Source organism: Mycolicibacterium sp. SMGY-1XX (genome assembly GCF_059132455.1).
This window is the reverse complement of record NZ_CP101139.1, coordinates 1,738,031-1,750,678: the sequence shown is the minus strand read 5'-3', so window position 1 is coordinate 1,750,678 and position 12,648 is coordinate 1,738,031. Positions and strand designations below refer to the sequence as shown.

Here is a 12,648-nt window from a genome sequence, read left to right as displayed (position 1 = left end):
CTCGACATGTTGATGTCCGAATCGACCGGCGCGGCGCGGAGCAGTACGTTCCGGCTCGGTCTGTTGTTTGCGCTCGGCTCGGCATTCACGTTCGGCCTGTCCGGCCCCTTCGCCAAATCGTTGATGGCGGCGGGCTGGAGCCCCACCGCCGCGGTGACGGCCCGCCTCGCCGGTGGCGCGTTGGCCATGGCCGTGTTCGCCACCGTCGTCAAGCCCGGCTGGTTCCGCCAGGCGCTGCAGCACATCAAGCCCATCGTGCTCTACGGCCTGATTCCCATCGCGGGAGCCCAGCTGTGCTACTACAACGCGGTCTCCCACCTCTCGGTCGGCGTGGCGCTGCTCCTCGAGTACACCGCGCCGTTGCTGGTGGTCGGCTGGGTCTGGATCGCCACCTCACGACGCCCCAGCAACCGGACCCTCGCCGGTGTCGGCACCGCAGTGGCCGGGATCATGCTGGTGCTGGGCGTGTTCGACGGGCTGACGTCGGCCACCGTCAACGTCACCGGCGTCATCTGGGGGTTGGGGGCGGCGATCTGCGCGGCCTGCTACTTCCTGATGAGTGACAACGTCAGCACCGACGGCGACGGACTCGACGCGATCACCCTGGCGGCCGGCGGGCTGATCGTGGGCGCCGCCGCGGTGGCGGCACTGGGGTTGACGGGCCTCATGCCGCTGGCCTTCAGCACCAGCGACGTGGTGGTCGCGGGCTTCACCACCTCGTGGATCGTCCCGGTGATCCTGCTTGCGCTCCTGCCCACGGCCATCGCGTACACGCTGGGCATCGGCGGTATCGCCCGCCTGCGGCCCAGCTTCGCGTCGCTGGTCGGGTTGTCCGAAGTGCTGTTCGCGGTGCTGTGGGCCTGGCTGCTGGTCGGTGAGGCGATGAGCATCACCCAGGCGATCGGCGGACTGGTGGTGCTGGTCGGTCTGGCGATGGCCCGCGCCGGCGACCGCTCCGCCGAGGTGACCGCCGCGACCTGGCCTGACGTGGGCCCGCTGGAGGACACCGACCGCCTGGACCCGAGCCGTCGGGACTGACTGCCGCGAAAATCACACGGCATCCATCTGTCGTGCTGGGCTAACATCTTTGCTGTGACGAGCGACAAACGCACCGTGAACATCTGTAGGGCGCTGGCCGCCGCGCTCGGAGCGGCGGCCGTGGCCATGGCAACGCTCATAGCGGCGCCGCAGACGGTCGTTCCCGCCGCGCAGGCCGAACCGTCCTGCCCGGACATCGAGGTGATCTTCGCGCGCGGCACCGACGAACCGGTCGGCCTCGGCCGCGTCGGCGGGGCGTTCGTCGACTCCCTGCGCGGACAGGTGGGCGACCGCTCGATCGGCACCTACGCGGTCAACTATCCGGCCACCTGGGACTTCCTGGCAGCGGCCGGCGGGGCCAACGACGCCAGCGGTCACATCCAGTGGATGGTGACCAACTGCCCCGACACCCGCCTGGTGCTGGGCGGGTATTCGCAAGGCGCCGCCATCGTCGACGTACTGGCTGCGGTTCCCTTCCCGGCGGTGGGTTTCAACGCGCCGTTGCCCCCGAATGTGCCCGCGCACATCGCCGCTCTCGCGGTGTTCGGCAATCCCACCACGAAAGTGGGGCTGCCCCTTACCGTCAGCCCCGTTTACGGCACCCGGTCGATCGACCTCTGCAATGTCGGCGATCCAGTGTGCTCCGGCGGCAACGACATTGCCGCACACAGCGGTTACGGCCCTGCCGGTCTCACCGCGCAGGCCGCCACTTTTGTTGCGGGACTGGTCTGATGGATTCGGTGGAAACCCGTCGCTGTGTGAGTATTAGCGCCATGAGCGACCGTCCGGAGACCCCGTCACTGTTGCGCCGGATCACCCGTGCCGTTGCGCCCGTCATTGCCGCGAGCATGCTGTTGGTCGCACCGGCCGGGGGTATGGGCACAGCATCGGCCGAACCTCCCTGCCCCGACGTCGAGGTCGTCTTCGCGCGCGGCACCAGCGAAGCGCCCGGAGTCGGCCGTGTCGGAGTGGCACTGGCCGACGCGATCCGCGCGCAGAGCGGACTCAACGTCGGCACCTACGGTGTCATCTACCCGGCGACATACGACTTCTTCGGCGCGGCCGACGGTGCCCGTGATGCCACCAATCGCATTGCGCTGATGTCACAGCAGTGCCCGAACACACGAATCGTGCTGGGCGGCTACTCCCAGGGCGCCGCCGTGGTGGACATGCTGGCCGGAATCCCGCCACTGGGCAATCGGGTCGGCGATGTCGGTTCGGGGCCGCCACTTCCGGGCAATTTGAACGGCAATGTCGCTGCCGCCGCGGTATTCGGCAACCCCTCGGCGAAGTTCGGTGTCCCCCTCAACGGTTCGGGTCAGTTCGCCGGTAAATCGATCGACATGTGCAGCGACGGCGATCCGATCTGTTCTGACGGTCGTAACCCGTTCGCCCACACCAGCTACGAGCGCGGTCCGCTGGTTCCGCAGGCCGCAGGCTTCATCGTCGGCCGGCTCTAAGAACTGACGCGCGCGACGGTTTCGTCCCGGGGCTGAGCTGCACCGCAGGCTATATTGACCACATGGGTCACTTCTGTCACACGCGTGTTCGGCGGGTCCTCGCCTCGACGTGTGCGGTGATCGCCGCCGCCGTGCTTCTGACAGCGCTTCCCGACGGTGCGGGTGCGCTGCCCACCGCCGAGGCCGCGGTATGCCCCCAGGCCGAAGTGGTCTTCGCCCGCGGCCGGGAGGAACCCGCGGGCACCGGCATCGTGGGCACCGCGTTCGTGAATGCGCTGCGGGCCAAGAGCTCGTTGAACATCGGGTACTACCCGGTGGACTACGACGCCGAGATCAGCGTCGACCAGGGCGCCAAGGACATGAGTTCGCACATCCAGTACATGGTGGCCAATTGTCCCGACACCCGCCTGGTGCTGGGTGGCTATTCACTCGGGGCCACGGTCACCGATCTGGTCCTGGCCACGCCCGGGCCGTTCTTCGGGTACAGCAACCCGCTGCCCCTGGGTAGTGACAGCCACATCGCCGCCGTGGCGTTCTTCGGTAACGGCGCCCGCAAGGTCCTCGGCTACCCGGTGTCGGAGTTCCTGCCCACCTACACCCACAAGATCGTAGACCTGTGCAACGCTCAGGATCCGGTCTGTAGCTCGAGCCTGGACGTCAAGACCTGGCCGGACAACTGGGGCGATCACCTGCAGGCCGGCTACATCGATTCCGGGCTGGTGAACCAGGCCGCGCAATTCGCTGCGGCCAGACTCTGATCGAAGAAACCTGGCGGGTTCGGCCCGGCCAAGTACCATGTGCCTCATGCGAGTCGGGCGCGCCATCGGGTCATTGTGTGCAGTCATCGGAGCCGCGGCGCTGTCCTTGGTGGCACCGGCCGTCGTACCGTCCTCATCGAGCAGCCTTCCCACCGCCGCCGCGGCACCGTGCCCGCAGGTCGAGGTCATCTTCGCCCGCGGCCGCGTCGAACCCGCGGGCGCGGGCCAGATCGGCAATGCGTTTGTCAGCGCGCTGCGACAGAAGACCGACAAGAACATCGATCTGTACGCGGTGAACTACCCGGCCGACAACGAGATCGACGTCGGCGCCAACGACATGAGCTCGCGCATCCAGGACATGGCGGGGCGCTGCCCCGACACCAGGCTGGTGCTCGGCGGCTACTCACTGGGCGCCGCCGTCACCGACGTGGTGCTGGCTGTGCCGTTCGGATTCTTCGGCTTCGACAAGCCCCTGCCGCCGGGGATGGACCAGAAGATCGCCGCGATCGCCCTGTTCGGCAACGGCGCCGCCTGGATCGGCCCGATCAGCAACTTCAGCCCGCTCTACAAGGAGCGCACCATCGAGCTGTGCCACGGCGCCGACCCCATCTGCAACCCTGCCGACCCCAACACCTGGCAGAACAACTGGTCCGATCACCTGCAGCCGGCCTACATCAACGGCGGCATGGTCAATCAGGCCGCAGACTTCGTGGCAGGCCGCATCTGACGGAGCGTCATCCCACCAACCCGGTGCGGGTCTTTGGGATGCCGTTCAGCGGCGCCGCACGTCCCGCGTGACGTGAATCCGTTCGGCCAGTTGGTCATCGGGCGGGTAATCGACCCCCACCAGGGTCAGTCCGCGGGCGGGTGCGGCGGCGAAGTCGCTGGAGCGCTTGTCTTCTGAGAGCAGGCCGCCGAGCCAATCGACGGGCCGGCGATGCTCACCGATGGCCAGCAGCGCACCGATCAACGAACGCACCATGTTCCAGCAGAACGCATCTGCGGTGACGGCCGCGGTGACCAGGTGGCCGTCGCGCTGCCAGGACAGTGCCTGCAGGTCCCTGATCGTGGTACCACCCTCGCGGTAACGGCAGAACGCGGCGAAATCGTGTAACCCCAGGAGGTTCTGCGACGCCGCGGCCATCGCCTCGACATCGAGTGGCCGCGGCCAGGAAGTGATGAACCGGGCCTGCTGTGGTTCCACCCCGTAGGGGGCCGTGGTCAACCGGTAGCGATAGTGCCTGCGCAACGCCGAGAAGCGGGCGTCGAAACCCTCAGGCGCGCGGACGATATCGCGTACGCGGACGTCCGCGGGCAGGAAGCGCCCCAATCTGCGCACCAGGGGCAGGAATTCGGGTTCACCGGGACGAGGTGTGCGTGGATACGCCTGCCCCAGCGCGTCCGTGGGAACGTCGACGTGCGCCACCTGGCCGGTGGCGTGGACGCCGGTATCGGTGCGACCGGCCACCCGCAGCACCACCGGCGTCCGGAACACCGTCGAGAGCGTCTCCTCGATGACACCGGCGACCGTGCGCTGCCCGGCCTGCGGCGCCCAGCCCGCGAATTCGGTGCCGTCGTAGGCGATCTCGAGGCGCAGGCGGACAAAAGCGACGTGCCCGCCATCGCATTCGATGGCGGGCACGTTCACAGCGTTGTCGCTACTTCTTGTCATCCTCGGCCGGAGCGTCCTCGGCGGGGGTTTCCTCCACAGCCTCGGCCGCCGTGGTGGTGTCCTCGACGACCTCGTCGGTGACGGGGGCGTCGGTGGCCTCCGGCGCTTCATCCTCCACAGGCGAGCTTGTGGTCGCGGCGGCGGCCGCCACCTTCTGCGCAGCATCGGAACGGCGGGCACGGTTGGCCTCAGAGGTCACCGTCTTCTCCCGGACCAGCTCGATGACCGCCATGGGGGCGTTGTCGCCCTTGCGGTTCTCGACCTTGATGATCCGGGTGTAGCCACCGTTGCGGTCCGCGTAGAACGGCCCGATCTCGGCGAACAAGGTGTGCACGACGTCCTTGTCACGGATCTTCTTGAGCACCTCACGCCGGTTGTGCAGCGAGCCCTTCTTGGCGTGGGTGATCAGCTTCTCCGCGTAGGGCCGCAACGCCCGAGCCTTGGGCTCGGTGGTCTTGATCCGACCGTGCTCGAACAGCGAGGTGGCCAGGTTGGCCAGGATCGCCTTCTGGTGAGAGGACGACCCGCCGAGGCGAGCACCCTTTGTGGGCTTGGGCATTGCGACTGTCTCCTAAATGGGGCCGGCCCCCGTATCAGGTAGGACCGGGACGGATGTAGAGCTTGGGTTAGAGCTGTTCGGTTTCGGCGTAATCCTGGGTGTCTTCCAGGTCGTAGCCGGCATCGCTGTTCCAGGTACCGGTGGCGACGTCGTAACCGGCAACCTCGGACGGATCGAACGTGGCGGGTGAGTCCTTGAGCGAGAGACCGAGCTGGTGCAGCTTGATCTTCACCTCGTCGATGGACTTCTGGCCGAAGTTACGGATGTCCAGCAGATCGGACTCCGTGCGGGCGACGAGCTCGCCCACCGTGTGCACACCCTCGCGCTTGAGGCAGTTGTACGACCGGACGGTCAGGTCCAGATCGTCGATGGGCAGCGCGAACGACGCGATGTGGTCGGCCTCGGCGGGCGAGGGGCCGATCTCGATGTGCTCGGAATCGGCATTGAGTTCCCGTGCCAGACCGAACAATTCCACGAGCGTGCCACCCGCAGACGCCAGGGCGTCGCGCGGGCTGATCGAGTTCTTGGTCTCGACGTCGATGACCAGCTTGTCGAAGTCGGTGCGCTGCTCGACCCGGGTGGCCTCCACCTTGTACGTCACCTTGAGCACCGGCGAGTAGATGGAATCGACCGGGATACGGCCGATCTCGGCACCGGAGGCCTTGTTCTGGACGGCGGGGACGTAGCCGCGGCCGCGCTCGACGACGAGCTCGACCTCCAGCTTGCCCTTGTCGTTCAGGGTGGCGATGTGCATGTCGGGGTTGTGCACCGTGACACCGGCCGGCGGCACGATGTCACCGGCGGTGACCGCACCGGGGCCCTGCTTGCGCAGGTACATGGTGACGGGCTCGTCCTCTTCGGAGGACACGACCAGACCCTTGAGGTTCAGGATGATGTCGGTGACGTCTTCCTTGACCCCGGGCACGGTGGTGAACTCGTGCAGAACACCGTCGATGCGGATGCTGGTGACCGCTGCGCCCGGGATGGACGACAGCAGGGTGCGCCGCAGCGAGTTACCCAGGGTGTAGCCGAAGCCGGGTTCCAGCGGTTCGATGACGAACTGCGAACGGTTCTCGGCAACGACCTCTTCGGCCAGGGTGGGACGCTGAGAAATCAGCATTTCTTTTCTCCTTCTCGGCAACCGCTATTTGATGCCGTCGGGTGATCCATGACCCGGTCGGGCCAGGACGGGTGTTACTTCGAGTAGAGCTCGACGATCAGCTGCTCGTTGAGCGGGATGTCGATCTGCGCGCGCTCGGGCAGCTGGTGCACGAGGATGCGCTGACGCTCGCCGACAACCTGCAGCCAGCCCGGGATCGGGCGCTCGCCGGCGGTCTGCCGGGAGACCTCGAAGGGCAGGGTGTTGATCGACTTGTCCTTGATGTCGATGATGTCGTACTGCGACACCCGGTAGCTGGGGATGTCGACCTTGACACCGTTGACGGTGAAGTGGCCGTGGCTGACCAGCTGACGCGCCATGCGACGGGTCCGGGCCAGGCCCGCGCGGTACACCACGTTGTCCAGCCGGCTCTCGAGGATGCGCAGCAGGTTGTCACCGGTCTTACCCGGCAGCCGCACGGCCTCTTCGTAGTAGCGACGGAACTGCTTCTCCATCACGCCGTAGGAGAAGCGAGCCTTCTGCTTCTCCTGCAGCTGCTGGCGGTATTCGCTCTCCTTGATCCGCGCGCGGCCGTGCTGGCCGGGCGGGTAGGGGCGCTTCTCGAACGACTGATCACCGCCGACGAGGTCGACGCCGAGACGGCGCGACTTGCGGGTGGCGGGTCCGGTATAACGAGCCATTTTTTAGTCCCTCTCCCCTAGACCCGGCGCCGCTTGGGCGGACGGCAGCCGTTGTGCGGCTGCGGGGTGACGTCGGAAATCGCGCCGACTTCGAGTCCGGCGGCCTGCAGCGAACGGATGGCGGTCTCGCGACCGGAACCCGGTCCCTTGACGAACACGTCGACCTTCTTCACGCCGTGTTCCTGCGCCTTGCGGGCAGCGTTCTCGGCGGCCAGCTGCGCGGCGAACGGGGTCGACTTACGCGAACCCTTGAAGCCGACGTGACCCGAGGACGCCCAGGCGATGACGTTGCCCTGGGGATCGGTGATGGACACGATGGTGTTGTTGAACGTGCTCTTGATGTGAGCAGCGCCGTGGGGAACGTTCTTCTTTTCCCGGCGGCGGGTGGTCTTGCCACGACGGGCAGCTGCACCGCCTGCGGCTTTCTTAGCTGGAGGCATGTGCTGTTACCTGGCCTTCTTCTTGCCGGCGATGGTGCGCTTGGGGCCCTTGCGGGTGCGCGCATTGGTCTTGGTCCGCTGACCGCGCACCGGCAGGCCACGGCGGTGCCGCAGGCCCTGGTAGCAGCCGATCTCGATCTTGCGGCGGATGTCAGCCTGCACCTCGCGGCGCAGATCGCCCTCGACCTTGAGGTTGCCCTCGATGTAGTCGCGGAGCAGGGTCACCTGGTCATCAGTCAGGTCCTTGGAGCGCTGGTCCCGGTCGATACCGGTGGCAGCCAGGATCTCCTGGGAGCGGGTACGGCCGATGCCGTAGATGTAGGTCAGCGCGATCTCCATGCGCTTGTCGCGCGGGAGGTCAACGCCCATGAGACGTGCCATCAGGCAGTGTTCCTTTTCGTTGCGGAGGTCTGTTCCCAGTCCGTTCCCCTCACGGGGTCCGGCCTCCGTGCCGGACGTGGTCGAGGGCCGTATGCCCTCAGTGGTACTGGGAGGTCTGCATTCAGTTGTGGGTGGTGCTCAGCCGAACGGCGGAGGGGTTCAGCCCTGACGCTGCTTGTGGCGCGGATCAGAGCAGATGACCATGACCCGCCCATGCCGGCGGATCACCCTGCACTTGTCGCAGATCGGCTTGACGCTCGGGTTCACCTTCACGGCAGTAACGATCCTGTCTTGTCTAAATGGGGATGTGAGTGTCGGACTGTTTACTTGTAGCGGTACACAATGCGGCCACGGGACAGGTCGTAGGGAGAGAGCTCCACCACGACGCGGTCCTCGGGCAGGATGCGGATGTAGTGCTGCCGCATCTTGCCGCTGATGTGCGCGAGCACCTTGTGTCCGTTCTCCAGCTCAATGCGGAACATCGCATTGGGCAGAGGCTCGACCACGCGGCCCTCGACCTCGATGGCACCGTCTTTCTTGGCCATACGCTTCGGCGATCCTTGCTTGTTCGGTTTCGTATCTACTGCGTCCGACTCGGCGCAGCAATCGTTGCCGACTACACAACGTGGACCGGAAGTGAGACATTCCTGAAGTTCGGCAGATGAATCTGCAGAACGAGCACGCAAAGAGTCGGCGCGGTTGCCGCACCGTTGGTCCACGATACCCGTTCGGCGGCCATGCTCCAAAAACAGCCGTTCGTGGTCCGGCTCGAGCGTCAACCAGCAACGACGCCGGGATGCGAAGATCATCTCGACAGCCGTGCCGCCACGACCATTCTGCCGGAGGGGGTCGAAGTGACAGCCGTGTACGTGGCCGCGTTCGCGGTGGGCGCAATCGCGTTGCTCGTGACCCTGCTGCTCGGCGACTCCGGAGGCGGTGGTCATGACGTGGGCCATGACGGGCTGCCATTCCTGAGCCTGACGAGCCTGTCCGCGGCGATCCTCGGGGTGGGCACCGGCGGACTGCTCAGTACCTGGGCGGGACTGGGTGCTCTCGGGGCCGGTTTCGTGGCCCTGGGCAGCGGGGTGGTGCTCGTGCTGATCTTGCAGGGCGCGCTGATGCCCTATCTACGGCGTCAGCAGTCGAACTCCCAGCGCGGCCGGGTGTCCTACATCGGGCTACTGGGCACCGTCACCCTCGAGATCCCGCCCGACGGTTGGGGTGAGGTGGCGTTCGCCGACCCCGACGGCAACCGGGTCCGGGCCCGCGCGGTCACCGCCGAGCCCTCGGCCCTGAGCAAGTCCACCCGCATCTACATCGCCGATGTCGATGCCGATTACGTCCACGTCGTCGCGGTTCCGGAAGACCCGGCAATTCCCGATCTGGAAGGCACACCCTGATGTCTCTGCTCGTGATCATCATCGTCGCGGCCGTCGCGGCCGTCCTGCTGCTCGTCGTCGTACCGCTCATCTACGTCAAGAACTACATCAAGGTCCCGCCCAACGAGGTCGCCGTCTTCACCGGTCGCGGTGCACCCAAGGTGGTGCGCGGCGGGGCCCGGTTCCGGGTTCCCGGAATCGAGCGCGTCGACATCATGAGCCTCGAGCCGTTCAACGTCAGCATCAACCTGCAGAACGCGCTGTCCAACGACGGCGTCCCCGTCAACGTCGAGGCCGTCGGCCTGGTCCGCATCGGTTCGGCGGACGAAGCGGTACAGACTGCGGTGCAACGCTTCCTGACCTCGGATCTGGATGCCCTGCAGAATCAGATCAACGACATCCTGGCCGGCAGCCTGCGCGGTATCACCGCGACGATGACGGTCGAGGACCTCAACTCCAACCGTGACACCCTGGCGCGCAGCGTGGTCGAGGAGGCCGGTGCCGATCTCGCGCGGATCGGTATGGAGGTCGACGTCATCAAGATCGCCGGCATCTCGGACAAGAACGGCTACCTCGAGTCGCTGGGCCAGCGGCGCATCGCCGAGGTGAAGCGCGACGCCGCGGTGGGCACCGCCGAGGCCGAGCGCGACGCGCAGATCCGGTCGGCCAAGGCGCGCCAGGAGGGCGCTGTCGCGCAGGCCGAGGCCGATACCGCGATCGCCACCGCCAACCAGCGCCGCGATGTGGAACTCGCCCGGCTGCGGGCCCAGACCGAAGCCGAGAACGCCGAGGCCGACCAGGCGGGCCCGCTGGCCAACGCCCGCGCGCAGAAGGACGTGGGCATCGCGACCGAGCAGGCCGAGGCGGCCCGCGTGCAGGCCCGCATCGAGGTGGAGCAGCGACGTGCCGAACAGGCCCGGGCGGCGCTGCAGGCCGACGTCATCGCCCCGGCGGAAGCGCAGCGGCAAGCCGACATCGCCCGCGCCGAGGGGCAGCGGCAGGCCACCATCCTGGCCGGGCAGGCCGAGGCCGACGCGCGCAAGGCCGCCGCCGAGGCGTTCCGGGTGGAACGCCAGGCCGAGGCCGACGGCATCCAGGCCAGGCTCGTGGCCGAAGCCGCCGGCAAGAAGGAGATCGCGGCCGCGCTGAACACCTACTCCCCCGAGGCTGCCCGGCTGCAGACCCTGCCCGATGTGCTGCAGTCGGTGGTCAAGGCCACCGAAGCGGCCGCCATGCCGCTCGCGGAGATCGAGCGGCTCTCGATCATCGGCGGCCCGTCCGACGCCCAGGACGCGGTCGGAGGACTGCTGGGGGTGAGCCCGCTGGCGGTGGCCAAGATCGTCGAGAGCCTGCGGGCGTCGGGGATCGATCTGGCGCAGCTGTTGAACCGGCCGGAGCCCGCGCCGCCGATCACCAACGGGCAGCCCGTTTCGCCCACCGAGTAACACCTGCGGTCGGGCGCCGGATGTCACCCGCCCGGCGCATACTTACAGGCGATGTCCGGATCAGAGTCACAGACCCGTAAACCCGTCATCCTGAGCGTCGACGACGACCCTGCGGTTTCGCGCGCCGTCGCTCGGGATCTCCGCCGTCACTACGGCGAACATTTCAGGATCGTCCGCGCCGAATCCGGCCCCGATGCCCTGGAGACCCTCAACGAACTGAAGCTGCGCGGTGAGACGGTGGCGGTGTACGTCGCCGACTACCGCATGCCGCAGATGAGCGGTATCGAGTTCCTCGAAGCCGCCATGGACATCTTCCCGATGGCCCGGCGCGTGCTGCTGACCGCATACGCCGACACCCACGCGGCCATCGACGCCATCAATGTCGTCGATCTGGACCACTACCTGCTCAAGCCGTGGGATCCGCCGGAGGAGAAGCTGTACCCGGTGATCGACGCGCTGATCGAGGCGTGGCGCACCACCGGCGAGCACGCCATTCCGCACACCAAGATCATCGGCCACCCGTGGAATGCCCGCTCCAATGAGGTGCGCGAGTTCCTGGCTCGAAACCGCTTGTACTACACCTGGTTTCGCGCCGACGAGCCCAAGGGCAAACAGCTGCTGGAGGCCGCCCATCTCGATGAGCTGACGCTGCCGGTGGTGATCACCGAACAGGGCGAGACGCTGGTGGATCCCACCGACGCCGAACTGGGCGCCACCCTCGGACTGACCACCACTCCGGCCGACGACTTCTACGACCTCGTGGTGATCGGCGGCGGCCCGGCCGGCCTGGCGGCCGCGGTGTACGGCGCCTCCGAAGGCCTCAAGACGGTGCTCATCGAGCGGACCGCCACCGGCGGCCAGGCCGGACAGAGCTCGCGGATCGAGAACTACCTCGGGTTCCCCGACGGGTTGTCGGGATCTCAGCTCGCCGAGCGGGCGCGCCGCCAGGCCGAGAAATTCGAGGCCGAGCTGATCACCGCCGCCGAGGTGACGGGCCTGGACGTCGACGGTTCGGCCCGCACGGTCCGGCTGTCCGACGGGCGCTCCATCGGCGCCCGGTCGGTGATCCTGGCGATGGGTGTGGAGTACCGCCAGCTGCCGGCCGAAGGATGCGCGGGGCTCACCGGGGCCGGGGTCTACTACGGCGCCACCGCGTCGGTGGCCTCGGACTGCGACGACGACGAGGTGTACGTCATCGGCGGCGCCAACTCCGCCGGGCAGGCCGCCATGTACCTGTCGCGTACGGCGAAGTCGGTGACCATCGTCAGCCGGCGCACGCTCGAGGACTCGATGTCGTACTACCTGATCCAGCAGATCCGGGCCAACGACAAGATCAAGGAGATGCCCAACACCGTGGTGCACGCGGTGAAGGGCAACGGCCACCTCGAGGGAATCTGCCTGGAGAACCGGGAAACCGGTGAGCGCGAGGACTTCAAGTGCGGGCGCATGTTCATCTTCATCGGCGCCGAGCCGCGTACCGACTGGCTCGACGGTGTGGTGGTGCGCGACGACCACGGCTTCATCCTGGCCGGACCGGATCTTCGTGACATCTCCGGGTGGACGCTGGACCGCCCGCCGCACCATCTGGAGACCAGCGTGCCGGGGGTGTTCGTCGCCGGCGACGTGCGCGCCGAATCCGCCAAACGGGTGGCCGCCGCCGTCGGCGAAGGGTCCATGGCGGTGATGCTGGTGCACCGGTATCTGGCCGAAGCCTGA

The 12,648-nt window shown here is 67.3% G+C and carries 16 protein-coding genes; 8 read left to right on the top strand and 8 right to left on the bottom strand.

Features of this window, described 5'->3' with window-relative positions:
• The first annotated feature begins 6 nt into the window (after positions 1-6).
• From NL241_RS08640 to NL241_RS08620, 5 genes are all read left to right on the top strand, one after another.
• Positions 7-1,038: an EamA family transporter gene (locus NL241_RS08640; RefSeq protein WP_494397298.1), complete on the top strand. Its 1,032-nt coding sequence runs from the start codon at positions 7-9 to the stop codon at positions 1,036-1,038.
• A gap of 126 nt (positions 1,039-1,164) precedes the next feature.
• A complete protein-coding gene (locus NL241_RS08635; RefSeq protein WP_487691446.1) occupies positions 1,165-1,770 on the top strand; it encodes a cutinase family protein in 606 nt (201 codons plus the stop codon).
• Between the two features lie 116 nt (positions 1,771-1,886).
• Positions 1,887-2,498 (top strand): cutinase family protein, encoded by a 612-nt coding sequence (locus NL241_RS08630; protein WP_487691445.1) that lies wholly within the window; start codon positions 1,887-1,889, stop codon positions 2,496-2,498.
• 62 nt (positions 2,499-2,560) lie between these two features.
• Positions 2,561-3,256: a cutinase family protein gene (locus tag NL241_RS08625; protein ID WP_494397297.1), complete on the top strand. Its 696-nt coding sequence runs from the start codon at positions 2,561-2,563 to the stop codon at positions 3,254-3,256.
• Positions 3,257-3,293: 37 nt separating this feature from the next.
• The gene (locus tag NL241_RS08620; RefSeq protein ID WP_494397296.1) at positions 3,294-3,983 is read left to right on the top strand and encodes a cutinase family protein; all 690 of its coding nucleotides are present in this window, start codon (positions 3,294-3,296) and stop codon (positions 3,981-3,983) included.
• 45 nt (positions 3,984-4,028) lie between these two features.
• Here the strand turns inward: NL241_RS08620 and truA are convergent, their stop codons facing one another.
• From truA to infA, 8 genes are all read right to left on the bottom strand, one after another.
• Positions 4,029-4,928, bottom strand: a complete 900-nt coding sequence (gene truA / locus NL241_RS08615) for a tRNA pseudouridine(38-40) synthase TruA (RefSeq protein WP_494397295.1) — start codon at positions 4,926-4,928, stop codon at positions 4,029-4,031.
• A complete protein-coding gene (rplQ, locus tag NL241_RS08610) occupies positions 4,915-5,487 on the bottom strand; it encodes a 50S ribosomal protein L17 (RefSeq protein WP_487690919.1) in 573 nt (190 codons plus the stop codon). The genes truA and rplQ overlap by 14 nt, the downstream gene beginning before the upstream one ends.
• A gap of 67 nt (positions 5,488-5,554) precedes the next feature.
• On the bottom strand, positions 5,555-6,607 hold the full coding sequence (locus tag NL241_RS08605; RefSeq protein WP_487690918.1) for a DNA-directed RNA polymerase subunit alpha: 1,053 nt from the start codon (positions 6,605-6,607) through the stop codon (positions 5,555-5,557).
• 74 nt (positions 6,608-6,681) lie between these two features.
• Complete coding sequence (gene rpsD / locus NL241_RS08600) at positions 6,682-7,287, bottom strand: 30S ribosomal protein S4 (RefSeq protein WP_487690916.1); 606 nt, start codon at positions 7,285-7,287, stop codon at positions 6,682-6,684.
• Positions 7,288-7,304: 17 nt separating this feature from the next.
• A complete protein-coding gene (gene rpsK, locus NL241_RS08595; RefSeq protein ID WP_487690915.1) occupies positions 7,305-7,727 on the bottom strand; it encodes a 30S ribosomal protein S11 in 423 nt (140 codons plus the stop codon).
• A 6-nt stretch (positions 7,728-7,733) separates the two neighbouring features.
• Entirely contained in the window at positions 7,734-8,108 is a 375-nt protein-coding gene (rpsM, locus tag NL241_RS08590; RefSeq protein ID WP_487690913.1) for a 30S ribosomal protein S13, read from the bottom strand.
• Between the two features lie 159 nt (positions 8,109-8,267).
• On the bottom strand, positions 8,268-8,381 hold the full coding sequence (gene rpmJ, locus NL241_RS08585) for a 50S ribosomal protein L36 (RefSeq protein WP_003879483.1): 114 nt from the start codon (positions 8,379-8,381) through the stop codon (positions 8,268-8,270).
• Positions 8,382-8,431: 50 nt separating this feature from the next.
• Positions 8,432-8,653 (bottom strand): translation initiation factor IF-1, encoded by a 222-nt coding sequence (gene infA, locus NL241_RS08580; RefSeq protein WP_003418601.1) that lies wholly within the window; start codon positions 8,651-8,653, stop codon positions 8,432-8,434.
• Positions 8,654-8,962: 309 nt separating this feature from the next.
• Between infA and NL241_RS08575 the strand changes: the two genes are divergently transcribed.
• Genes NL241_RS08575 through NL241_RS08565 form a run of 3 tightly spaced genes read left to right on the top strand, consistent with a single transcriptional unit; the run spans position 8,963 to position 12,648 of the window.
• The gene (locus tag NL241_RS08575) at positions 8,963-9,508 is read left to right on the top strand and encodes an NfeD family membrane protein (protein WP_487690911.1); all 546 of its coding nucleotides are present in this window, start codon (positions 8,963-8,965) and stop codon (positions 9,506-9,508) included.
• Positions 9,508-10,932: a flotillin family protein gene (locus tag NL241_RS08570; protein ID WP_487690909.1), complete on the top strand. Its 1,425-nt coding sequence runs from the start codon at positions 9,508-9,510 to the stop codon at positions 10,930-10,932. The genes NL241_RS08575 and NL241_RS08570 overlap by 1 nt, the downstream gene beginning before the upstream one ends.
• Positions 10,933-10,983: 51 nt before the next feature.
• Positions 10,984-12,648: an NAD(P)/FAD-dependent oxidoreductase gene (locus NL241_RS08565; protein ID WP_487690907.1), complete on the top strand. Its 1,665-nt coding sequence runs from the start codon at positions 10,984-10,986 to the stop codon at positions 12,646-12,648.